The organism is Staphylococcus sp. EG-SA-2 (assembly GCF_017152085.1).
Genome location: NZ_JACYHC010000130.1, coordinates 1 through 545 on the forward strand (window position 1 = coordinate 1; position 545 = coordinate 545).

At 30.5% G+C, this 545-nt stretch carries 1 protein-coding gene; it reads left to right on the forward strand.

Annotated elements, in window-relative coordinates:
- The coding region (locus IDG60_RS01285; protein WP_206160394.1) for a dynamin family protein at positions 1 to 545 on the forward strand (545 nt) is incomplete at both ends.

Consider the following 545-nt stretch of genomic DNA (forward strand, 5'->3'; position numbering starts at 1 on the left):
AGTGGCTACTGATAATACTCAGGATAATCGTGATAATCAGCAGCTAAATCAAAATACAGCTACAACAAATATGTCTATAGATATTCAAAAAGCGCTTGATATAATTTCGGATGTGCCTTTGTTCAAGCGTACAAAGCAAGATATCCACGAAACATTAACACGTATAGATAATAAATTAATAAAAATAGGTGTATTTGGAACATTTAGTGCTGGTAAAAGTAGTTTGATAAATGCATTATTAGGCGAGCATATTTTAGTCAGTTCTCCAAATCCTACTACAGCAGCTACTACAGAAATATCTTATGGAGACGAGAGTTATATAACGCTAAAATCACAATCGCAATTATTAGATGAAATTAATGCAGTAGTTGAATACCAAGATATGTCTTATTCGACTATAGAAGACTTTATTAATTCAGATTTAGAAAAGTTAAAATCACATTTAAATAAAAATCAACTCGCTTTTATTCAGGCAGTTGAAAAACATTATAAATTGTATGTCAATATGTTGGAAAATGGAGAAAAACATGCCATTAATCAACAGG